This window comes from Halorussus aquaticus, assembly GCF_024218795.1.
In the GTDB taxonomy this organism is placed as follows: Archaea; Halobacteriota; Halobacteria; order Halobacteriales; family Haladaptataceae; genus Halorussus; species Halorussus aquaticus.
Genome location: NZ_CP100400.1, coordinates 907,267 through 927,253, shown reverse-complemented (window position 1 = coordinate 927,253; position 19,987 = coordinate 907,267). Strand labels below are relative to the sequence as shown.

Sequence of the window (19,987 nt, the reverse complement as noted above, 5' to 3'; positions counted from 1 at the left end):
CGACGGCGTAGCCCGCCGCAGGCCGTCTATAACAATGGGTCCGAGGGACGGACCTACCCGCGTGAACGACGACGAGAGTCCGCCGACGAGACGTGCGTGGCTCCGCGCCGCCGGAGCGACCGTCGTCGCCGGGTCGCTCGCGGGGTGCGGCGAGTTCGCCCCCGATACCACGACCCGAGGGACCACGGCTCGTTCAACCGAAACGACCACCGGCGCGACCCCCGAGACGGCGACTCAGACCGAGACCGGACCGAACAGGACCACGAACGACCTCGTCGAGGCGGCCGACTACGGCACGGTCGTGAACGTCGCGGAGGCGGGCGCGGACGCCTCGGGCGGGGAGGCGATAAATCCGATCCTGGAAGAACACGTCGGCGACGACACGCTGCTCTACTTCCCGTCCGGGCGCTACCGACTCGACGAGTGGCGAGCGACTGGCTACCGGAACCTCGGTATCGTCGGCGAGAACGCCGCGCTCGTCCCGCCGAAGGACGTCAACTACTGGCTGATGTGGGGCGACCTCCGGGAACTCCTGTTCGCGGGGTTCACCATCGACTGCCGCGGCGACAACGTCGCGCCGGTGTCGCACATCTCGGTGAGCGGCGGCACCAACGCCGTGAAGGACGTGACTGTCCGCGGGCACCGACGCGCACCCCGAACGGCCTTCGAGATAGCCGCCGCGGACCCGAACGCCGACCTCCGGTTCGAGAACGTCTCGCTCCCCGACGGCTCCACCAACGGGCACGCCCTCTACGTGTTCCCCGACAGCGTCGGCCGACTCACCTTCCGGGACTGCCGGATCGAACACTGGCGCGAGGGACTGTACGCGGCGTACCACTCCGGCCCGCTCCGAGTCCTCGGGGGCTACTACGCCAACAACGGCATCGAGCAGGTCCGGGTCGGCGGCGGGACGAACGGCGCGCTGGTCCGCGGCGTGACCGTGCGCGTGGACAACCCAAAACAGCCCCAGCACAAGCCGAACATGCGCGGTATCTGGGCCGAGGAGGGCGGGAGCGTCCGCATCCGCGACTGCGACATCGCCATCACCGACCTCACCGGCACCTACAGTTCCGGCGGTATCGTCGTCGGCCGCCAGTTCGGCGAGGCCGTCGTGGAGAACACCCGGATTCGGACCGACGCAGACACCCTCGCGGTCAACGTCAGGGACCCCATCGAGAGCATGCAGGGCCAGACCGTTCCGAGCATGGGCGCGCTCCCGAAGCGGACGCGGTTCAGGGCGCGGGGCCTCCGCATCTCGGGCACCGCGAGCGACGGGCGAGCGGTCCGCGCCAACGGCCGCGACGACTGCCAGTTCGAGAACGTCTGCATCCAGCACTCCCGCGGGTCCCGCGACGGCATCTCGGTCACCGACGCCGAGGGCTGTTCGGTCAGCGACTCGACCATCGACGTGAGCGGCGAGGCGGTCGTCAGCGAGTCCGCGACGGTGCAGACCACCGGACTCACCACGGAGGGGTCCTGCTGAACGCGAGCGTCTACTGGCCCAGACGCGCCTCGAACGCCCGAACTCCGTGGTCGCTCGACGCAGTCAATATCTGTCCCCGCGAGTACGCTTTTGCTCCTGCGCGATAACGAGTCGGTATGCCCCGCGTCGCACTCATCGCCCACGACGACGAAAAGCCGGTCATCGTGTCGCTCGCCCGGGAGTACGAGTCGCTGCTATCGAACTTCGACCTCGTCGCCACGGGCACGACCGGCGAGCGAATCGCCGACGAAGTCGGACTCGCCGTCGAGCGCAAGGAGTCGGGTCCCATCGGCGGCGACACCCAGATCGGTGCGGAGGTCGTCGAGGGCGACATCGACGGCATCGTGTTCCTGCGCGACCCGCTGACCGCGCAGGCCCACGAACCGGACATCACCGCGCTCCTGCGACTCTGCGACGTTCACGACGTACCGATGGCGACGACGCGCGCCTCCGCGGAGTACCTGCTGGACGGATTGGCCGCCGACGTTGGGGAAGAGGCGTGAGACGGGATAGAGCAATCGAGACGGGGAAGTAGTGGCTGGAGAGCGGAGAACGACGTTCGCAGAACGAGACGAAGAAGCTGATTACTGCGTGAGCAACTGAAGACCGCACAGCACCGCGACCGCATCGTGACTGCGCCAGCACTGTGAGGACCGCAGGGAAGTCGGACGTCCCGGACCGCTCAGATGTACCCGAGGTCGCTCAGACGCTCCTCGACAGACCCGTCGTCGGCCGGGCCGTCGCCCCGCGAGTCGTCGCTGCCGAACGGAACCTCGCCGTAGTCGGCGCGCGCGACCGACTCCGAGAGCAGGTCGTCGGGCACTTCCCCGGTCATCCGACCGGGCACGTCGAGACCGGCGGCCGCCATCGCTATCGGGGCCACGTCGGTGAGCGAGAGGCGGTCCGGGACGGACCCGGCGGTGGCGTCCTCGAACGACGGACCCGCGGCGAGGAACACCCCGTCGCGCTTGTGGTCGTGGTCGTCCACCGGCACGAACTCCTGTCCGATGAGGTTGGTGCTGAGAGCGTGGTTCATGTCCGCGGGCGCGAACAGCACGTCGCAGGCGTACTCCGCGAACGGGCCGTCGTACACCTCCTCGCGCCGTCGGACCCACTCGAACACGGGGTCGCCGTCGGGCGTGCGGAGGTCCGAGAGCGTCCGAATCAGGTCGTCGCGGACCTGCTCGTACTCCTCGGGCGTGACGATGCCCTCGGGTTCGCGCCCCGCCAGATTCACCCGGACTCCGAGTTCGATGCTCCGGCAGTAGGCCGTCGATTCGGCCCAATCGACGCCCTCGCTGGCGGCCGACACCGCCTCGTAGGGGAGGACGTTCGAGAGGAACTCCCCGAGACCCAACCGCGTCGCCAGCGCGTAGGCGTCGCCCGGCGAGACGCCGACCCGGTCGAGCGTGGCCGTGGCGGCCGAGACGACCTGCCCGGTGACCGACCGACCGCCTCCGGCGGCGGCCGCCGACCCGTCGCTCTCCGAGGACTTCCCGGTCAGGGTCGCCTTCTCGGTCATCAGACTCGGTCCCGACGGGTCGGTCGTCGTCTCGACGAACCCGGCGTTCCGGAGAATCTCGTTGACGTAGACGGTGTAGCCGTCCACCCGACCCATGCCGTGGTCCGAACAGACCACGACGTTGGCGTCGTCGGCGACCGCTCGCACCCGGCCGAGGACCTCGTCGGCGCGCTCGTACGCCCGGCGGAACGTCTCGCGGTCGTCGAAGTCGTGGAAGACGGTGTCGGTCTTCTGGACCTGCACGACCGCGACCCGCCAGTCGTACTCGGTCAGCAGGTACTCGGCGGCCTCCCCGCGCATCCGAATCAGGTCGAGCGAACTCCCCTCCTCGTCGTCGCAGTCCTCGCTGGTCTCGGCCTCGGAGTAGATTCGATACTCCTCGCCGATGGCCTCGGTGAGTTCGTCGCGGACGCCCTCGGGATAGCCCCCGTCCTCCTCGTGGGCGAGATACCCCGGCACGAGGACGCCCTCGACGGGTTCGGCGGAGTGCGTGACCGGGACGTTCAGCACGACGACGGGTTCCGCTATCGCGGTCAGGTAGTTCCAGATGGCCGGTTCCCGGACGTGGTCGCGCGTGACTAGCACGTCGTCGCTGGGGTAGCCGTCGGTGTGGTGGAAGAAGCCGTAGGTACCGTGGTGGCTCGGGTCGGTCCCGGTGTACATCGACGGCCACGCGCTTCCGGTCCACGGCGGGAACGTCGATTCCAGCGGTGCCTCGACCCCCGACTCGCGCAGCGACGCGAAGTTGGGCAGCGACGACTCGAAGGCGTCGAGGTAGTTGAAGTCCAGCGCATCGAAGCCGAGGACGACGGTGTTGTGGTTGCTCGACATCGGTCTCCCGCGGTCGGGTTCTCCGCGACCGCTCTCGGGACGGCTACGCGTTCGCGGCGTATTGTTGTCGGGCGCTTAGGCCGACGACACAGAACGGTTAACGAGTGTAGCTATTCGTGATTCCGAAGTTTGTGTCCGAGACAGCGTCGCGTCCGCCGAATCGTAGCGTCTGGGCTGTGAAGCGCCGCGTCTGGCGGTCCACGTGCGCTCGCGGGACCGAATCCGCTTCGACGGTCGAGTCGCGCCTCGGCGGACGCCAGCGCTACCGCCGAGTCGTCGGGTTAAGCGACTGCTGTACGCGCTCTCAGGTCCGAACTATCTGCTACCACGGTGCGGGGACCACTCCGAAGTGCCAGAGGGCGAGCGCCAGCAGGACGAGAATCGCCTTGGCGAGTCGGCCGCCGGAGTCGGTCACGACCACGAGTTTGAGACCTTCGAGTTCGCCGAGCGTCGGCACGCTCGCACGCTCGACGCGCAGGCGGAGTTTCGCCCGCACGAGGGTCGGCCGCTCGGACTCGGAATCGGGGTTCTTGGAGGTCATTGGTCGGGTGACTGAGTCGGTTCCCGCTCGATGTTACCCCGCCCGGCGTGACGCCGCCAGAACGACGAGTCGGTCGATGGCGGAGCGCCTTCGATAATTAAATTAGAGCGTGGAAGAAAATAAGCTCTTCGCCTGTTGAAACTGTTTATCTAAATTTCTTGTAGACGCTCGACAGCGCGTTGGTGACCCGCGACCCCTTCTCCATGGTGTAGTACGACCGGAGTCGCGGACCGAACTTGGCCTTGTAGCCGCAGAGTCGCTGCTCGTTCGCGCCCACCAAGTCGTAGTTCTCGACGCCGCGGTCCATCGCGTCGGTCATGACGGCCCAGTCCACGAGGTCGTTGACCGGCAGGTCGCGGTCGTGTTTCGCGCCGCCCTGCCACCGATAGGCGGTGTCGCCCGACTCCAGCACGACCATCCCGCCAGCGACCTCGCCGTCGATTTCGCAGGCGTAGGGCCTGACCGTCCCCTCCGGAAGCTGCTCGTAGAGGTCGGTCACGAACGCCGGGGTCACTCCGTAGCTCTCGCCCTGTTCGTCGTGGCGGTCCCGGACCTGCGAGATGATGGTCCGAATCTCGTCGCGGCCGCCCTCGTACACTCGGTAGTCGCCCTCGGTCCGGATGTTGTTCCGGGCGTCGCTGGAGAACGACATCAGCACGTCCTCCTCGCCGGGAGTGAGGTCCACCGAGTAGGTGTGGCGCACGTCGATGTCGAAGTCCCGCCACTCGAAGGGCCGCACGTCGCGGTACGACGGTGCGGTCCGCACGTTGACGTACTTGGGACCGAGTTCCCGCTCCACCCAGTCGAGACACCCCTCCACGAACCGCCGGTTGCGGCGCTCGCGCTTGCGGCGCTTGAGCTTTCGGTGGTTCAGGAGCGCCGGGCCGAGATACGAGACCCAGAGGCTCGGTGCCGGGGAGAACGCCGTCGTCATCCCGCCCTTTCGGGTCTCGAAGACGGGGAGCAACCCGACCGGTTCCTGTCCCTTGTAGCCGACGAGCGGGTGAACTCGGGCGTCGGCGTGGTCGGCCTGCGCCGCGAGCGACCCCCGATAGTGGAAGGCGCTCGCCTGTGGCGACCGCTCCACGAGGTCGTCCCACTCGTGGTGGTCCAACTCCGTCGCGCGTCCGATACTGATGCCGTCGTTGTCGATAATTGTCACGCTCATGCTCTGCGTTATTCGAGGTAACCGAGGTCCGCGAGTCGCGCCTCCACGTCCCCGTCGTCAGTCGTAACCTGTCCGCCCGCGTCGAACGCGGGGTACGATTCAGTGCCGACCGCCCCGACCGCCGGGAGGACCGACCCGTCCATGCGCTCGGCCGCCGGAACCCCCATCGTCGCCAGAACCGTCGGAGCCACGTCGAAGAGGTGCGCGCCCGAGAGGTCCGCGCTCGGGGTCACTCCGTCCCCCGAAATCGCCACGATGCCGTCGCGCTTGTGGTTGTACGGTTCGCTCGGCGGGGCGAACTGGCCGTCGCCGACCCGGGTCGAGAGGAACTCGTCGTAGTCGCGCGGGACCGTCACCACGTCCGGGGCCGCCTCGACGTAGGGACCCGAGAAGACCTCTTCGCGCCGGGCGACTCGCTCGAAGACCGGTTCTCCGTCGGGCGTCTCCACGCCCGAGAGCAGGTCCACGATGTCCGCGCGGAGGCGGTCGTACTCCGCCTCGGAGACGACGCCGTCGGGTTCGCGACCCGCCAGATTCACCCGGACGCCGAGTTCGATTCGGTCCCTCGCGTACGCCCGCGAGGCCGGGAAATCGACCTGTTCGGACCCGGCGCGGGCGACTTCGGTCGGGACGCGCTCTGCCACGAAGTCGGCGAGACCCACCGCGTCGAGGGCCGCGTGGATGCGCTGACTGGTGAGTCCGACTCCCGCGAGTCCCGCCACGACGCGTTCGAGCGTGGTCGAGTCGTCGTCAGACTCGGTCTTCCCCTCCTCGCCGTCCTGCAACTGGTTGTCGGCGATGGTGGACCACGTGGGCATCCCCTCGCCTTCGGTGGTGGTCTCGACGAGTCCGCGCTCGCGCAGCAACTCGTTGGGTCGGAACTCGTGGCCGGTGTACTCGCCCATGCCGTGGTCGCTGGCGACGACGACGGTGTCGGGGTCGCACTCTTCCAGAATCGACCCGACCTGCCGGTCCACCGCTTCGTAGACGGCCCGGACCTTCCCGTGGTCGCCGGGGAACTCGTGGAAGACGGTGTCGGTCTGCTGGAACTGGACGAAGCCGAACTCGGGGTCGAAGCGGTCGGCGAGGTGGCGGAACGCTCGGCCCCGCATCCCCACGAGGCGCTCGTACCACTCGACCGCCTCTCGGCCGTCGGCGTCGCGGGGCGCGTACACTCGGTACTCGCCGATTTCCTCGCGGAGCTCGTCGAGCAGTCCCTCGGGGTGGCAGTCGGGGTCCTCCGGCGCGGTGTAGCCCGGTACGACCGCGCCGTCGATTTCGCGCGGCGGGTGCGTGACCGGCGCGTTGACCACGACGCTGGTCTTGTCGCGACCGTCGAGGAGTTCCCAGAGGGTGCGCTCGCGGACGTGCGTCGCGTTCACCACGTCCCAGTCGTAGCCGTCGAAGGTCAGGAACCCGAACACCCCGTGCTTACCCGGGTTGACGCCGGTGTACAGGGAGGGCCACGCGCTCGGCGTCCACGGCGGAATCTGGGACTCCAGCGGCCCGGCCGCGCCGGTCTCGAACAGCGACTCGAGGTGTGGCAACGAACCGGCCTCGAAGAGCGGGTCGAGGACCGACCGACACCCCGCGTCTACTCCGACGAGGAGAGTCTGCAAACTCGTCTGCGGGCGGTCAGCCATGTACCGTCTATCACCGTTCGTTCGGCCTTTGTTATGGTCCGTCTGTCAGCCGTGAGATACCACTTATCGGCGGAAATGCCGGGTTAAGCCGTCGTTACCGTCCCGAAACCGAGCGTTGCGACGAGACTGTCCCGACTGTTTCACCGGCGGCCATAACACTTAAATTGGTAATGTAGCATTGAACTGAAGTCGGAACCTTTAAGAATAGATAGTGTCGCATTGAGAATTACATGGCACGCGACGAGACGGCACGCGAACGCAGTTCGGAAGACTCACTCCTCGACCGACGGTCGTACCTCAAGCTGGCGGGGGCGGCGGCGGCGTCGGTCGCGGCGGCAGGCGCATCGAGCAGGTCCGCGGAGGCGGCGTCCTACGACACCATCGAGGTCTCTGCCGGAGAGACCAAGGTCATCAACGTGGACGCTGGCGAGACGTTCGAGAACAAACTCATCGACATCACGGCCGACGGCGCGCACGTGAAACTGATGACTAACGGCAGCGGTTGGACGGTCCGCAACGTCGGTGTGAAAGGCCAGAACGACAACATGAGCAACACCTACGGGACGTTCTACCTCCGCTGTACCGACGACGGCGAGGCGCTGGCCGAGAACATCTACTTGGGCGACGGCGCGGTGGACCGCTGCGGACACGCCGCGGTGTCCGACTGGTCCAACGCCGGGACGGTCACGATCCGGAACATCCACGTGGCCGGGTGGGCGGCCGACGGGATGTACATGTCCCATGCGGGCAACACGGTCAAACAGACCATGGGCGTCACGCAGATAGAGAACGCCTACCTCAAGAACAACAACATCGAGAACTGTCGGCTCGGCACGCCCGGCAGTTACATCAAAGACAGCGTCATCCACGTCGAGAGTCAGGACGCGGTGACCTCCAACGAGTCGGGGCAGGTCAACGCCCGCGGTCTCTGGTTCAAGGAGCAGTCCGGCCTGAAGGCCGTCAACTGCGACATCTCGGTCACGGGTTCGCACGCCGTGTTCGCCAGCGACGGCGGGTCGGGCACGCTGGAGAACTGCCGCGTCGAAGGGCCTATCACCGGGCCGGTCGAGCAGGTGAACGTCTCCGGAAGCCCCGACGTGTCGGCGCCCGACAGCGTCCCGATGTCGGCCGAAGAGGCCGCCTCCGGCCAGATAGACTCCTCGTCGAACACCTCGTCGTCCACGGACACGACTTCGTCCACGGACACGACCGACTCCACGCAGGACGACGGCCAGCAGTCCGGCGACGGACAGGGCACGCTCCTCGAACTCGTCCCGGACGACAGCGCCAACAGCGTCACGTACGAGTTCACCGTCGAGGGGAGCGTCCGCAAGCGCACCTCCGGGTCGGGCCACACCGCCGAGGGAGGCGACAGCGTGACCGACAACGGCGACGGCACGGTGACCGTCTCCGGGGTCGCTGGCAACGGGTACGGCGACGCCTTCTTCGTGGACGGGGCCATCACCTCGATGAGCCTCGACGAGAGCATCTGGACGCTCAAACTCGGTGGAAACGAGGTCACCGCGGACGACCTGACGCTCCCGAACAAACTGGTCATCGACGGCGGTAACCGGCCGCGCTCGTCGGCCGACTACACCTTCGAGGTCAGCGGCGCGGTCCGCAAGGACACCGACCTCGGGTCGGTCCAGAAGAGCGACAGCGTCTCGGACGGGACGATAACGGGCGCTGTGTTCGGCGGCACGGACGGCTACCGGTTCTCCGGCGAGATAACCGGCTTCAGCCTCGACGGTCCCGCGAACGTCCGCGTCGAGGACGGGTCCTGAGTCGAGGCAGTCGGTCCCCACTGACGCGTTCCCGGACTCTCCGCTTGCTGACGACTCTGCGATTCAAGACCGGGGCACCCTGCTATCGGCGTGGCCCTCCATTCCGCGTCCCCTCTCTGCGGTCCCAGTCCTCCACGACTTCCCCCTCGTCCCTCCGACTCTCCTCTTTGCCCTCTACGACTCTTTCCGTTGCTCTCCACACGACTCTCCCCCTTACCCTCCACGACTCCCCCACCTCGTTCGCCCGCTGTGACTCCCCTGCTGTCCTGCGAGACTCCCCTCCACTTCCGTTCCGAGTGACCGTCGCGTTTCCGCGACGGCAGATCGACTCGACCGGCCGTCCAGCGTCGGTCGAACACGTCGATCGCGGTACTGTTGCACACTGTTCCGTCGGTAATCGACCGCGGAAAGGTGGGGTTACCGAACGGGACGAGCGACATCAGTTCACGCTCGCGGAGCGCTTTCCGGTGGACGGACTCCCGAGAGGCGTTTGCTCCCCACCGACACCGCGCAACAGTCTTACTTAAATAAACAACCAAGCATTGAACCTAAGTCGGTACCTTTTTCAGGTGGTAATCACGCATTGAACATTGCATGGCACGCGACGCGACGGCACGCAACTCCGAATCCGAGTCTTCCCCCTTCGACCGACGTTCGGCCCCCAACGTGGCAGGTGCAGTCCCGGCGACGGTCGCCGGGGCGCGAACAACGATTCTAGGACGGGCGTCCGACGAGACGACGACGGTCTCCGCCGGGGTGAGCGACCGGTTCCCTGTCTGCGAGTCGGCCGAGGACTCGTTCGCCGACGGAACGGAGGGTCACGATGGCTCCTAAGAACGCACAGGACACCAGCGAGCGCTGGCACGAAGCCCCGCGCGACCCCGAACCGTCGGACCTCGGCTACGAGATGGACGACTGGGAAGTCATCCGCGCCCGGAAGGACGACCGGGGCCACCTGATGTTTCTCCCAGAAGAAGAGGACATGCTCCGCGAGGAGGCGTTCATCGTCGCCGACTCGCGTTCGGTCTGCGACGTGATGGACCGCATCTAACCCGAGCGCGTCTCGCCTGACCGCGTCGAATTCGTCTCTCGCTCGACCCCCCTCGTCCGACTCGGTTTTCACTCGACCGTCTCTTTCTCACGTTCCGCCCGACTGCTTCTCCCTCTACGTCTACCGACGCGCCTCTTCGACCAGCCCTCGGGCTTCCGCGAACAGTTCATCGGTCCGCGCTTCGCTTCTGGCTTCCGCAGTCACTCTGACCAGCGGTTGGGTCCCGCTGGCGCGCACGAGGAACCACCCGTCGTCGGTCCCCACGCGCACGCCGTCGAGGGTCGACACGTCGTCGTACGCCGCGAATGCACGTTCGCGGACGTGCTCGACGACCGCCTCCTTCTGCTCGGTCTCGACGTTCCCGCGCCGGAGCGGGTAGCGGTCGACCTCGCCCACGAGCGCGTCGAGCGACCCCCGCCGCGAGACCAGTCCCGCCAACCGACACGCCGCCAGCGGGCCGTCCGGGCAGAGGGTCTCGTCGGGCCATATCCACGCGCCGCTCGGTTCGCCGCCGAAGGCGACACCGCCGTCGGTCGCTCGCTCGGCCACGTACACGTCGCCCACGCGCGTCCGCGAGACCGACACGCCCTGCGTTTCGAGGAGGTCGGCGACGGTCAGACTCGTGTCCACCGGGACCGCCACCTCGTCACCGGGGTTGGCGGCCTCGCGGGCGAACAGCGCGAGCAGGAGGTCGCCCGACACGAACTCGCCGCGCTCGGTGACCGCCCGCATCCGGTCGGCGTCCCCGTCGTGGGCGATGCCGAGGTCGGCGTCGGTCGCGGCGACGAACGACGAGAGGTCCCGGCAGTTCTCTGCGGTGGGTTCGCTCGGCCGGGCCGGGAACGAGCCGTCGGGCCGCTCGTTGAGCGTCAGCACGTCGTGGCCCAGTCGCCGGAGCGCCTCGGCCGTGACCTGTCCGACGCCGCTGCCCACGTCCACGACGACAGAGAGGTCGCCCGACGCGGCCCCGCGCACTACTTCGGTCGCGTGGCGTTCCGCCGCGCCGTCCCACTCGGTGACCTCCCCCAGTTCGTCCCACGCCCGGAGGTCGAAGTCTTGTTCGCGTACGCGCGAGGCAATGGTCTCGCGCTGGCGCTCGTCGAACGCCTTCCCCGAGGGGTTCCAGAGCTTCAGCCCGTTGTCCGGGGCCGGATTGTGACTCGCGGTCACCATCAGGCCCGCGTCGGCGTCGAGCCAGCCGACGCTCCGGGCCACCGTAGGTGTCGCGGCCTCGCCCAGACGGACGGCGTCCGCGCCGCACTCCCGGAGACCGGAGACGGCCGCGTCCGCCAGCATCCGGCCGCTCTCGCGGGCGTCCCTGCCCACGACCACGCGGTCGTAGCCCTCGCTGGCGAGCGCGCGTCCCACCGCCAGCGCGAGGTCGCAGGTGACTTCGTCGCCGACTCGGCCGCGGATACCGCTGGTTCCGAACATATCAGTTGCCCTCTCCGTTCGCGCGGTGCAGTTCGGGCGGCGTTCCGACCGTGCCGCTGCGCCTGTACGACAGGAAGTGGACGACCGCCGAGACGCCGAACACGACGAGAATGAGGGTCGCCAGCAGGAGTCCCGGAATCGCGCCGAAGAGCGGAGCGTCGAGCCACACCGCCGCGACGAGGACCGAACTGGCCGCGACCAGCGCGAGGTAGTACCGGTCCCACGGGAACTCGTCGCGGGAGACGTCGCCCAGATAGATGTCGAGATCGGACGCCCGGTCGCCCAGACGGACGATGCCCGCGTCGCGGTCGTACTCCACGATGTTCGCCTCGTCGAGTTTCGGGAGGTGGGTCTGGTAGAGCGAGATGTACACGCGCTTGCGCTGGTCGGTCGATAGCGCCGCGGGCGTCGTCTCGTTCTCCCACGCCGCGACCTGCTCGGTCAGGTCGGAGAGTTCGGACTCGCCGCCCTCCCGACGGAGGTAGTACAGCGCGTATCGACGTCGTGGACTCTTCAGGACCTCGAAGACCTCGTCCTGAGAGAGTTCGTCAGCGCGAGACATGCTCCCGTCGGTATCGGCAGGTCGTCGGAGGCGATACACGTTCAGAGCCACCGGGTTGGGAGGATGTCCGCAGGTAAGACCGCCGCATACCGTGGAAATTGGCACGTTGGCACTTTGTTACCCTGTTGCTGTCGGGGGGTAACGTCACGGTACGGTCGCTCGGACCGCCGGTACGACTCAGTTGTCCGCGTCGGCGTCGGGACACGGGGTGCCTGTCGCTCGCGGTCGAAATCGGCGAGGCGCGAGACCGGATTCACCTGACAGTGGCCGGATAGGCCGCGGATACTCGGTCTCAAGGTGCCATATAACAAAGAGGTCTGCAGGTCATTGAGTCGATAACGCCCGGCCCGCCGTCCGGCGATACGGCCGGGCAGAGCGACTGACCTACTATGATTCCGCTATCGACTACGAGCGCTCGAACGGTTCCCCGTTCACGCGCGGAGGTGAGTACATCGTGACCGAAGCAGACACCCGGTCCCAGACCGACGGTCGAATCGACCCACAACTCGGCGACGACTGCGACGTCTCCCCCGCCGCCACGGTCGGCCACCGCCACCGCGACGGCGCTTCGCCGCCGGTCGTGGGCGACCGCGCCACGATTCGTTCGGGGAGCATCGTCTACGCCGACGTGGAGATCGGCGACGACTTCACGACCGGCCACAACGTCCTCGTGCGCGAGGACACCCGAATCGGCGACGACGTGGTGGTCGGCACCGACACGGTTATCGACGGGACGACGACCATCGGGTCCCACGTCAGCCTCCAGACGGGCGTCTACGTCCCGACCGAGACCACCATCGGGAGCGAGGTGTTCGTCGGTCCCCGCGCGGTGCTGACCAACGACCCTTATCCGATTCGGAAGGACGTGGAGTTGGAAGGACCGACTCTCGAAGACCACGTCTCGGTCGGCGCGAACGCCACGCTCCTCCCCGGCGTCACCGTCGGCGAGGGGTCGTTCGTCGCGGCCGGAGCGGTCGTGACCGAGGACGTCCCGCCCGAGACGCTGGCGATGGGCGCGCCCGCTGAGCATCGTTCGCTGCCCGAGGTCCTCGACGGGGGGAACGACATCGCATGAGCGACGTTCCCATCGCCGCCCCCGAGATGGGCGAGCGCGAAATCGAGCGCGTCCGCGAGGTGATGACGTCCGGCCGCCTCGCGGACGGTCCCGAAGTGCGGGCGTTCGAGGACGAGTTCGCGGCGTTCTGCGGGACCGACTACGCTCTCGCCACGAGCAACGGCACCACCGCACTCCACGCCGCCCTCGAAGCGGTCGGCGTCGGCGAGGGCGACAAGGTGGTGACCACGCCGTTCTCGTTCGTGGCCAGCGCCAACGCGATTCGACTCGCGGGCGCAGAACCCGTGTTCGCCGACATCGACCCCGACACCTTCAACCTCGACCCCACCGCGGTCGAGGAGGCGATTCGGCGCGAGGACGACGTGGCCGCCGTCGTGCCGGTCCACCTCTACGGACTCCCTGCGGAGATGGACCGCCTACTCGACGTGGCCGACGACTACGACCTCGCGGTGGTCGAGGACGCCGCACAGGCCCACGGCGCGGCGTTCGACGGGCGGACCGTCGGGTCGTTCGGCGACGCGGCCTGCTTCTCGATGTACCCGACCAAGAACATGACCACGGGCGAGGGTGGGATGATAACCACCGACCGCGAGGACGTGGCCGAGCGGGCCGCGAGTTTCGTCAACCACGGTCGGCCGCCCGAAGGCGGCTACGAACACGTCCGGGTCGGGCACAACTTCCGGATGACCTCGATGGCGGCCGCCATCGGCCGGGTCCAGTTGGACCGCCTGCCCGACTACAACGAGGCCCGGCGGTCGAACGCCGCCGCCCTCACCGACGCGCTGGCCGACGCCGACGTGGTGACGCCGACAGAACCCGACGACCGCCGCCACGTCTACCACCAGTACACGATTCGGACCGACGACAGGGACGGACTCGCCGACCACCTCGACGACGAGGGCGTCGGCACGGGCGTCTACTACCCGACGCCCATCCACGAGCAACCCGCCTACGACGGCGTGAGCCACACCGCCCCGGTCGCGGAGCGAACCGCCGAGCAGGCGCTCTCCCTGCCGGTCCACCCGAACGTCTCCGAAGAGGACCTCCGAACCATCACCGCCGCAATCCACGAGTATGAACGTTGAACGCAACCCGACGAACGCCGCGGTCGTGGGCGTCGGGAACATGGGCCGTCATCACGCGCGAGTGTACAGCGAACTGCCGAACGTGAATCTGGTCGGCGTCTTCGACGTGGACGGCGAGCAGGCGCGGGAGGTCGCCGAGGACCACGGCACCCGCGCGATGGACATGGACGCGCTCCTCGACGCCACCGACGTGGCTTCCATCGCGGTCCCGACCCAGTTCCACGCCGACATCGCGGGCGACTGCATCGACAACGGCGTGGACGTGCTGGTCGAGAAACCGTTCGTGGACGACCCCGCGGTCGGCCGCGAACTGATAGAGCGCGCCGACGAGGCGGGCGTGACGATTCAGGTCGGCCACGTCGAGCGGTTCAACCCCGCGATTCGGGCGCTCGCCGACATCGTGGCCGACCTCGACGTCATCGCGGTCGAGGCCCACCGACTCGGGCCGCCGCCGGAGGGCCGTGCGGTGGACGAGAGCGCGGTGCTGGACCTGATGATTCACGACGTGGACGTGGTGCTGGCGATGCTCGGCGAGACCCCCGAGAACGTCACCGCCAACGGGGTCAAGAACAACCAGTACGCCACCGCGTCCCTCGAGTTCGGCGACGGGACCGTCGCCTCGCTCACCGCGAGCAGGGTGACCCAACAGCGGGTCCGCAAACTCTCGATAACCGCCGAGAGCTGTCGGGTCAACGTCGATTACATCGACCGGTCGGTCGAGATTCACCGCCACTCGCTGCCCGAGTACATCGAGGACAACGGCGACGTGCGCTACCGCCACGAGAGCATCGTGGAGCGCCCGACCGTCGAGACGGGCGAACCGCTCAAGAACCAACTGGAGTCGTTCGTCGCCGCGGCCACCTCGGACGCCGACCCGGTGGTCTCCGGCGAGGACGGCCTGCGCGTCCTCGAAGTGGTGCGACGCATCGACGACATCGCGGCCGAGGAGCGACGGCCCGCGGAGGTGAGCGCCCGGTGAGCCTGCAGGAGGTCGTCCACCTGTACGACAGCGACCTGCCCGAGTCCGACCAGCGCGAGGCGTTCCGCTCGGGACGGGTTCCGGTCGCGGTGTACGGTCTCGGCAAGATGGGACTCCCCCTCGCCGCGGTGTACGCCGACGTGTCGGGCAACGTCGTCGGCGCGGACGTGGACCCCGAGGTAGTCGAGACCATCAACGACGGGGAGTGCCACGTCAAGCGCGAACCCGGTCTGCCGGAACTGGTCGCCGAGACGGTGGAAGACGGCGCGTTCGAGGCCACCGACGACCCCGCGGAAGCGGCCGAAAGCGCGGCGCTGCACGTCGTCATCGTGCCGACGCCCATCACCGACGACCACGAGGCCGACCTCTCCATCCTACAGTCGGTGGCCGAGGACGTCGGGTCGGGACTCGACCCCGGCGACCTCGTCGTCGTGGAGTGTACGGTGCCGCCCCGGACCTGCGAAGACCTGCTCGAACCGATGCTCGCCGAGGCGGCGGGTCACGACGAGTTCGGTCTCGCGTTCTGCCCGGAGCGGACCGCCAGCGGGCGGGCGCTGGAAGACATCCGCGGCGCGTACCCGAAGGTGGTCGGCGGCGCGGACGACGAGAGTACCCGAGTCGCGGCGTTGGTCTACGGCGAAATCACGGACAACGACGTGCTCGCGGTCTCGGACGCCACGACCGCGGAGGCCGTCAAGGTGTTCGAGGGACTGTACCGGGACGTGAACATCGCGCTGGCGAACGAACTGGCCACCCTCACCGACGAACTGGGCATCGACGTGAACGAGGCCATCGAGACGGCCAACACCCAGCCGTTCTGCGAGATTCACGCGCCCGGTCCCGGCGTCGGGGGTCACTGCATCCCCTACTACCCGTACTTCGTCATCAACGGCTTCGACACCGAGGCCAGACTGCTGGAGACCGCCCGCGAGGTCAACGACTCGATGCCCCGGTTCACGGTCGAGACGCTGACCCGCGAACTCGACGCCGAGGGCGTCTCGCCGGGCGAAGCCACGGTCGGGGTACTCGGACTCACCTACCGGCCCGGCGTCGAGGAGACCCGCGCCACTCCCGCCGGACCCATCGCCGAGCGACTCGCGGACCTCGGCGCGGATGTCGTCGCGGTGGACCCCATGCTGGACGACGCCGAGGGGTTCGCGGCCGAAATGATATCGCAGGATGAGATTTACGACCGCGGACTCGACGCGGTCGTGCTCGTGACGCCCCACGAGGAGTTCGACGACATCTCGTGGGAACGGTTCGACCCACTGGTGGTCGTGGACGGCCGCCAGACGCTCGAACTCGACGAGACCGACCACCGAGTCTACACTATCGGGAGCGGAAAATCAATGGAAACGAACTCGAACGCGACGGACGGACGTATCGACGCGGCCGACCGCGAGGGGGGCCGACGATGAAGGTCCTGACCGTGGTCGGCGCGAGACCCCAGTTCGTCAAGGCCGCCGCGGTGTCCCGGGAACTCCGCCGGAGCCACGAGGAGGTGCTGGTCCACACCGGCCAGCACTACGACGAGGAGATGTCGGACGTGTTCTTCGACGAACTGGGCATCCCGGAACCCGACGACAACCTCGGCGTGGGGTCGGACAGCCACGGCGCGCAGACCGCCGAGATGATAGTCGGCCTCGAAGAGCGAATCGAGGCAGAGGACCCCGACGCGGTGCTGGTCTACGGCGACACCAACTCCACGCTGGCGGCGGCGGTGGCGGCGTCGAAGATGGACACCGACCTCGCCCACGTGGAGGCCGGACTCCGGAGCTACAACCGCGAGATGCCCGAGGAGGTCAACCGGGTGTTGACCGACCACGCCGCCGACCTCCTGTTCGCGCCCTCCCGGCGCGCGGTCGAGAACCTCCGCGAGGAGTCGGTCCCGGGCGCGGTCCACGACACCGGCGACGTGATGTACGACGCCGTCCTCTGGGCGCGCGACCGGGCCGAGGAACACTCGACGGTGCTGGAGGACCTCGGCGTCGAGGCGGGCGAATACGTACTTGCGACGGTCCACCGCGCGGGCAACACCGACGACCCCGCGAAGCTCGCGGCCATCCTCGACGCGCTGGCCGAGGACCCCCGGGAAGTCGTCCTGCCCGCCCACCCCCGCACGGTAAACCGTATGCGGGAATACGAACTCTACGAGGACGCCCGGGAGCGACTGACCCTGACCGACCCGGCGGGCTACCTCGACTTCGTGCGCCTGCAGGACTGCGCCGACGCGGTGGCGACCGACTCGGGCGGCGTCCAGAAGGAGGCGTTCTTCCTCGACACGCCGTGCGTGACGATGCGCGAGGAGACCGAGTGGCGCGAGACGGTCGAGGCCGGGTGGAACGCGCTGGTCGGCGCGGACGAAGAGCGTATCCGCCGCGCACTGGCGAACGCGGACCCGCCGACCGAGAAGCCCCGGCCCTACGGCGATGGCGACGCCGCGGCGCGGATTACCGCCCTGTTGGACGATGCCTGACCCCGACGATTCCCGACGGATCGGACCGAAAGACGACCCTCACGTCGCCGGAGTCCCGTCGGCCGTCGCCGACGCCGAGTTCGCGCTCCTGCTGACTCACGACGTGGACCGACCGTACAAGACGGTCCAGTCGGTGTACCACGCGGTCGAACACCGCGACCCCCGCCAACTGAAGGCGCTGCTGCCCGGCGAGAACCCGTGGTGGCAGTTCGAGGAGATTACGGACCTCGAAGCGTCGCTGGGCGTCCGCTCGGCGTTCTACGTTCTGCGCGAACAGCACGTACTCGAACGCTCGCCGAGCGACTGGCTGGACCCCTTCTACTGGGTCGAGCATCTGGGCCGGTACGACATCGAGACGCCCGAGATGCTCGCCCTGCTCGACCGACTCCGGGACGGCGGGTGGGAGGTCGGTCTCCACGGGTCCTACGACGCCTACGACGACAGGGACCGCCTCCGGATGGAGAAGACCGGACTGGAGGCCGCGCTCGGCGAGGAGGTAGTCGGCGGCCGCCAGCACCACCTCAACCGCGGCCCGGAGACGTGGGACCACCACCGCGCGCTCGGCCTGCGGTACGACGCCAGCCTCGGGTCGAGCGAGGAGTACGGTTTCGACCACGGCTACCTGCCGCTCCGGCCGTTCGGCGACGAGTTCGTGGTGTTCCCGCTGACCGTCATGGAGTGTGCGCTCCCGGACCCGGGCGAGGACTTCGCGGCGGCGTGGTCCGAGTGCGAGCGACTGCTGGCGGAGGCCGCCGACGAGGGCGCGGTGATGTCGGCGCTGTGGCACCCTCGGCTGTTCAATCAGACCGACTTCCCGGGCTACCGGCGGCTCTACCGGCGACTCGTCGAGCGAGCGCTGGAGATGGGCGCGTGGGTCGGCCCGCCCGCCGACTACTACGACCTGATGGCCCACCCCGCGGACAGTGAGGAGCGAAGCAGCGCCGAAGCGGCCGAGGCGGACGATTCGGAGACCGGGCGAGCAGAGACAGACGACCCGAGTACCGCGGCGACCGGCCGCGCCGAGAATCGCCACAGGAGACGCCTACGGACCGAACAGGTGGACGATAACAAAGTGAAAACCGGTGCTAACACGGAGTCAACAGGATGAGAGTCGAGCAACTCGAACTGTCGGAGTGGGAGTCTGCGCTGCCGAGTGACGGATTCGAAGTGTTTCACCTGCCGGAGGCGCTGGAGGTGGTCGCGCGCCACACCGACGCCGAGATGAAACTGTTCGGCGGGTTCAAGGGCCAACAGCCCATCGCGCTCCTGCCAGTGTTCGTCCAGCAGAAGTCGGTGGGGACCGCGGTCACGTCGCCGCCACCCAGCATGGGAATCCCGCGCCTCGGGCCGATTCTGATGCCGACGAGTCCGAAGCGCCGCAAGCAGGAGAAGGTCAACAACGAGTTCACCGAGTCGGTCCTCCAGCAGGTCGGCACCGACCTCGGTCTGGACCGGCGACTCGCCGAGGCGGGCGTGGAGTCGCCGATGGCCGAGACGGTTCTGGACCGACTCGACGTGGACTCGCGACTGACGCTCTTCCGGATGGAGTGCAACGCGGCCTACGGCGACCCCCGGCCGTACGCGTGGGGGAACCTGCAGGTCGAACCCAACTTCACCTACTTCCTCGACGTGGCCGACCGGAGCGCCGACGACGTGCGCAAGTCGTTCTCCAAGAGCCTCCGCCGGGAGATTCGAGACGCCGAGGACCTCGACGTGACCGTCGAGACCGAAGGAGTGGAGGGCGCACGCGACGTGTTCGAGGCGACGAGCGCGCGCTACGCCGAGCAGGACGAACCGTTCGCGCTGACGTGGCCGTACGTCCGCGACCTGTTCGAGGCGCTGTCGGAGAACGACCGGGCGCGGGCCTACGTCGCCCGCGACGGCGACGGCGAGTACCTCTCGGGCATCACCGCGCTCTACTCGAACGACCACGCCTACTTCTGGCAGGGCGGCGCGAAGTGCATCTACGAGGGGACCGCGGTCAACAGCCTCATCCACTGGCGACTGGTCGAGGACCTCATCGAGGACCCGCCGGTCGAGTCGGTGACCAAGTACGACCTGATGGGCGCGAACACCGAGCGCCTCTGCCGGTACAAGGCCAAGTTCGGCGCGGACCTCGTACCCTACTACGTCGTGGAGTCGTCTGGCGCGGCGATGGACGTCGCCAAGCGGGCGTACAAACTCGTCCAGTGAGCGTCTGACCCGCCCACGGACGAACCGCCGCGGCGGTGAACGCACCTCGTTTCTACGGTACTTAACCGACCGGCAGTCGAGTCGATTCTCCGTGACCGCCCGTTGAACCGCTGAAACGGGCGAATTACAAAGGCCGACCCGAGTCAAGTAGCCGAGAAGT

The 19,987-nt window shown here is 68.0% G+C and carries 18 protein-coding genes; 12 read left to right on the top strand and 6 right to left on the bottom strand.

The genetic code is table 11. From position 1 onward, the window contains the following. Window positions 1-61: 61 nt before the first annotated feature. Both NGM06_RS04830 and NGM06_RS04825 read left to right on the top strand, forming a co-directional pair. Window positions 62-1,483, top strand: a complete 1,422-nt coding sequence (locus NGM06_RS04830) for a hypothetical protein (protein WP_254269189.1) — start codon at window positions 62-64, stop codon at window positions 1,481-1,483. Between the two features lie 116 nt (window positions 1,484-1,599). Continuing rightward, a complete protein-coding gene (locus NGM06_RS04825; RefSeq protein WP_254269188.1) occupies window positions 1,600-1,986 on the top strand; it encodes a methylglyoxal synthase in 387 nt (128 codons plus the stop codon). A 179-nt stretch (window positions 1,987-2,165) separates the two neighbouring features. On the opposite strand, the gene NGM06_RS04820 is transcribed toward NGM06_RS04825, so the two are convergent. The 4 genes from NGM06_RS04820 to NGM06_RS04805 all read right to left on the bottom strand — a co-directional run bounded on the left by NGM06_RS04820 (window position 2,166) and on the right by NGM06_RS04805 (window position 7,188). After that, window positions 2,166-3,836, bottom strand: a complete 1,671-nt coding sequence (locus NGM06_RS04820) for an alkaline phosphatase family protein (RefSeq protein ID WP_254269187.1) — start codon at window positions 3,834-3,836, stop codon at window positions 2,166-2,168. 322 nt (window positions 3,837-4,158) lie between these two features. After that, window positions 4,159-4,377 (bottom strand): hypothetical protein, encoded by a 219-nt coding sequence (locus NGM06_RS04815; protein ID WP_254269186.1) that lies wholly within the window; start codon window positions 4,375-4,377, stop codon window positions 4,159-4,161. A 145-nt stretch (window positions 4,378-4,522) separates the two neighbouring features. Continuing rightward, on the bottom strand, window positions 4,523-5,545 hold the full coding sequence (locus NGM06_RS04810; protein ID WP_254269185.1) for a lipid II:glycine glycyltransferase FemX: 1,023 nt from the start codon (window positions 5,543-5,545) through the stop codon (window positions 4,523-4,525). 8 nt (window positions 5,546-5,553) lie between these two features. Continuing rightward, the gene (locus NGM06_RS04805; RefSeq protein ID WP_254269184.1) at window positions 5,554-7,188 is read right to left on the bottom strand and encodes an alkaline phosphatase family protein; all 1,635 of its coding nucleotides are present in this window, start codon (window positions 7,186-7,188) and stop codon (window positions 5,554-5,556) included. 230 nt (window positions 7,189-7,418) lie between these two features. On the opposite strand from NGM06_RS04805, the gene NGM06_RS04800 reads away from it, so the two are divergent. The 3 genes from NGM06_RS04800 to NGM06_RS04790 all read left to right on the top strand — a co-directional run bounded on the left by NGM06_RS04800 (window position 7,419) and on the right by NGM06_RS04790 (window position 10,023). Beyond that, window positions 7,419-8,972 (top strand): right-handed parallel beta-helix repeat-containing protein, encoded by a 1,554-nt coding sequence (locus NGM06_RS04800; protein WP_254269183.1) that lies wholly within the window; start codon window positions 7,419-7,421, stop codon window positions 8,970-8,972. 594 nt (window positions 8,973-9,566) lie between these two features. After that, window positions 9,567-9,806: a hypothetical protein gene (locus tag NGM06_RS04795; RefSeq protein ID WP_254269182.1), complete on the top strand. Its 240-nt coding sequence runs from the start codon at window positions 9,567-9,569 to the stop codon at window positions 9,804-9,806. After that, the gene (locus NGM06_RS04790) at window positions 9,796-10,023 is read left to right on the top strand and encodes a hypothetical protein (RefSeq protein ID WP_254269181.1); all 228 of its coding nucleotides are present in this window, start codon (window positions 9,796-9,798) and stop codon (window positions 10,021-10,023) included. Before NGM06_RS04795 ends, NGM06_RS04790 begins: the two co-directional genes overlap by 11 nt. A 120-nt stretch (window positions 10,024-10,143) precedes the next feature. Here NGM06_RS04790 and glmM read toward each other — a convergent pair whose 3' ends face one another. Together glmM and NGM06_RS04780 are read right to left on the bottom strand one after the other, a co-directional pair. Further along, on the bottom strand, window positions 10,144-11,457 hold the full coding sequence (gene glmM, locus NGM06_RS04785) for a phosphoglucosamine mutase (RefSeq protein ID WP_254269180.1): 1,314 nt from the start codon (window positions 11,455-11,457) through the stop codon (window positions 10,144-10,146). Between the two features lies 1 nt (window position 11,458). Beyond that, on the bottom strand, window positions 11,459-12,019 hold the full coding sequence (locus NGM06_RS04780; protein WP_254269179.1) for a DUF7344 domain-containing protein: 561 nt from the start codon (window positions 12,017-12,019) through the stop codon (window positions 11,459-11,461). Window positions 12,020-12,512: 493 nt separating this feature from the next. Between NGM06_RS04780 and NGM06_RS04775 the strand changes: the two genes are divergently transcribed. From NGM06_RS04775 to NGM06_RS04745, 7 genes are read left to right on the top strand one after another with little or no spacing between them, the layout of a single operon-like run. Continuing rightward, complete coding sequence (locus tag NGM06_RS04775; protein WP_254270074.1) at window positions 12,513-13,094, top strand: acyltransferase; 582 nt, start codon at window positions 12,513-12,515, stop codon at window positions 13,092-13,094. Continuing rightward, entirely contained in the window at window positions 13,091-14,179 is a 1,089-nt protein-coding gene (locus tag NGM06_RS04770) for a DegT/DnrJ/EryC1/StrS family aminotransferase (RefSeq protein ID WP_254269178.1), read from the top strand. Before NGM06_RS04775 ends, NGM06_RS04770 begins: the two co-directional genes overlap by 4 nt. Continuing rightward, entirely contained in the window at window positions 14,169-15,158 is a 990-nt protein-coding gene (locus tag NGM06_RS04765) for a Gfo/Idh/MocA family protein (protein ID WP_254269177.1), read from the top strand. The genes NGM06_RS04770 and NGM06_RS04765 overlap by 11 nt, the downstream gene beginning before the upstream one ends. Continuing rightward, window positions 15,155-16,576, top strand: coding sequence for a nucleotide sugar dehydrogenase (locus tag NGM06_RS04760; protein ID WP_254269176.1), 1,422 nt, complete (start codon window positions 15,155-15,157; stop codon window positions 16,574-16,576). Before NGM06_RS04765 ends, NGM06_RS04760 begins: the two co-directional genes overlap by 4 nt. Then, window positions 16,573-17,634, top strand: coding sequence for a non-hydrolyzing UDP-N-acetylglucosamine 2-epimerase (wecB, locus tag NGM06_RS04755; protein ID WP_254269175.1), 1,062 nt, complete (start codon window positions 16,573-16,575; stop codon window positions 17,632-17,634). Before NGM06_RS04760 ends, wecB begins: the two co-directional genes overlap by 4 nt. Continuing rightward, a complete protein-coding gene (locus NGM06_RS04750) occupies window positions 17,627-18,742 on the top strand; it encodes a polysaccharide deacetylase family protein (RefSeq protein WP_254269174.1) in 1,116 nt (371 codons plus the stop codon). Before wecB ends, NGM06_RS04750 begins: the two co-directional genes overlap by 8 nt. Further along, a complete protein-coding gene (locus NGM06_RS04745; protein WP_254269173.1) occupies window positions 18,739-19,827 on the top strand; it encodes a GNAT family N-acetyltransferase in 1,089 nt (362 codons plus the stop codon). Before NGM06_RS04750 ends, NGM06_RS04745 begins: the two co-directional genes overlap by 4 nt. Window positions 19,828-19,987: the final 160 nt, after the last annotated feature.

Bases quoted from the DNA above. Each gene is read 5' to 3' on its own strand.
- wecB (WP_254269175.1), top strand. From the start codon at position 16,573: ATGAAGGTCCTGACCGTGGTCGGCGCGAGACCCCAGTTCGTCAAGGCC.
- NGM06_RS04810 (WP_254269185.1), bottom strand. From the start codon at position 5,545: ATGAGCGTGACAATTATCGACAACGACGGCATCAGTATCGGACGCGCG.
- NGM06_RS04750 (WP_254269174.1), top strand. From the start codon at position 17,627: ATGCCTGACCCCGACGATTCCCGACGGATCGGACCGAAAGACGACCCT.
- NGM06_RS04790 (WP_254269181.1), top strand. From the start codon at position 9,796: ATGGCTCCTAAGAACGCACAGGACACCAGCGAGCGCTGGCACGAAGCC.
- NGM06_RS04780 (WP_254269179.1), bottom strand. From the start codon at position 12,019: ATGTCTCGCGCTGACGAACTCTCTCAGGACGAGGTCTTCGAGGTCCTG.
- NGM06_RS04805 (WP_254269184.1), bottom strand. From the start codon at position 7,188: ATGGCTGACCGCCCGCAGACGAGTTTGCAGACTCTCCTCGTCGGAGTA.
- NGM06_RS04765 (WP_254269177.1), top strand. From the start codon at position 14,169: ATGAACGTTGAACGCAACCCGACGAACGCCGCGGTCGTGGGCGTCGGG.
- NGM06_RS04825 (WP_254269188.1), top strand. From the start codon at position 1,600: ATGCCCCGCGTCGCACTCATCGCCCACGACGACGAAAAGCCGGTCATC.
- NGM06_RS04800 (WP_254269183.1), top strand. From the start codon at position 7,419: ATGGCACGCGACGAGACGGCACGCGAACGCAGTTCGGAAGACTCACTC.
- NGM06_RS04770 (WP_254269178.1), top strand. From the start codon at position 13,091: ATGAGCGACGTTCCCATCGCCGCCCCCGAGATGGGCGAGCGCGAAATC.
- NGM06_RS04795 (WP_254269182.1), top strand. From the start codon at position 9,567: ATGGCACGCGACGCGACGGCACGCAACTCCGAATCCGAGTCTTCCCCC.
- NGM06_RS04815 (WP_254269186.1), bottom strand. From the start codon at position 4,377: ATGACCTCCAAGAACCCCGATTCCGAGTCCGAGCGGCCGACCCTCGTG.
- glmM (WP_254269180.1), bottom strand. From the start codon at position 11,457: ATGTTCGGAACCAGCGGTATCCGCGGCCGAGTCGGCGACGAAGTCACC.
- NGM06_RS04820 (WP_254269187.1), bottom strand. From the start codon at position 3,836: ATGTCGAGCAACCACAACACCGTCGTCCTCGGCTTCGATGCGCTGGAC.
- NGM06_RS04745 (WP_254269173.1), top strand. From the start codon at position 18,739: ATGAGAGTCGAGCAACTCGAACTGTCGGAGTGGGAGTCTGCGCTGCCG.